Here is a 1,435-nt window from a genome sequence, read left to right as displayed (position 1 = left end):
ATCTATATCCGCTACCCGTGCCAGCGCCTCTTTCGGCCCCCAGGTGAACGCGGTGCACCAGGCGTGGATCAGGCGCAGGCGCGGGTGGCTTTGCAGTTCGGCTTTGGGTAATTGGCCGATGCATTCGGCCAACAGGCGCAGGCGGCCTTGGCTGAGCAGGCTGTCGACGTGGGTGTAAAGCAGCTCGATGGCCATGGCGGTATCGCCGGACAACAGGGCGTGGCGAATGGCAGGAATGGCGCGCTCTTGCGCCAGGTAGGCGGCGCAGGCGGCCAGGTGCAGGCCGCGCAGTTCTTCGCGGTGGCGGCGGTGCAGTTGGTGGCGGAGAAAATCCAGGAACAGGCTGTGGTAGCGGTACAGGTCGCGCTGTTCGTCGATGGGCACCAGAAACAGTTGGTGGCGTTCCAGTTCGTGGATCATTTCCAGGCTGTCGCTGCAGCCGCACACGGCGTTGCACAGGGCCGGGCTGAGTTCGTCGAGCATGCTGGTACGCAGCAGGAAAAACCTTAGCGGCTCGGGCAGGGCGGCCAGCACGTCTTCGGCCAGGTAGGCGGCGATGGCGGCGTTGGAGCCGGAGAAGGAGTCGAGAAACTTGTCGGTGTCGCCGTGGTTTTCCAGGGCCAGGCTGGCCAGCCATAGGGCAGTCACCCAGCCTTCGGTACTGGCTTGCAGGCGTTCTACCTGGACGGCGCTCAGGCCTACGCCGCGGCGTTGGGTGAGGAAGTGTTGGGTTTCTTCGGCGCTAAAGCGCAGGCCGGCGGCGTCGATTTCGGTCAGGGTGCCACGGGCGCGCAAGCGGGCCAGGCCGATTTCCGGCAGGGTGCGACTGCCAATCACCAGGCAGGCTTTGTTGGGGATGGCTTCGATGCCGCGTGCGACCAAACCCAGAATTACCGGGTTGCGAATGGCTTCAAAGTCGTCGAAGAAAATGGCCACCGGGGTTGGGTTGGCGGCCAGTTGTTCGAGAATCCATTCCACCAAGTCGGCATTGCGCAGCCCGGCCAATGCCTGCTGGGCGCCGTCGGGCAGCAGGGTGGCCACGGCGTTGGAAAAGCCGCTGAGAAAGCGCGACACATCGTTGTCGCCCTCGTCGAGGGTCAGCCAAACGGTGGAAATCCCCTGCTGGCGATAGCGGCTAAGCAGTTGGGTCATAAAGGTGGTTTTGCCAAAGCCGGCCGGGGCGTGAACCAGTACAGCGCGGCTGGTTTCGGCCAGGCCGGCGCGCTCCAGCATGGCGTGGCGTGGCACTTCGTAGCGCGAGGTGGCGGGGGCGGTCACCTTGGTTCGCGAGATATAGGGCGACTGGCGTTGACTGGACGACATCTCGAATCCTTGGCGGGTACGTCAGACATCCCGCGTATTTTTATTGGATTTTCAAACTATGAGTTAGGCGCGTGTGGCGCAAGCGCTTTTACTGTTCGGGACTGTCTGGCGT

At 63.3% G+C, this 1,435-nt stretch carries 1 pseudogene; it reads right to left on the bottom strand.

Annotated elements, in window-relative coordinates:
- A pseudogene (locus AAAB16_RS10975) lies at positions 1-1,323 on the bottom strand (helix-turn-helix transcriptional regulator); the annotation flags it as partial.
- Positions 1,324-1,435: the final 112 nt, after the last annotated feature.

It is taken from the genome of Pseudomonas sp. (assembly GCF_037994325.1).
GTDB lineage: Bacteria > Pseudomonadota > Gammaproteobacteria > Pseudomonadales > Pseudomonadaceae > Aquipseudomonas.
The sequence above is the reverse complement of the archived record's forward strand: the minus strand, read 5'-3'. Positions and strand labels throughout refer to the sequence as shown.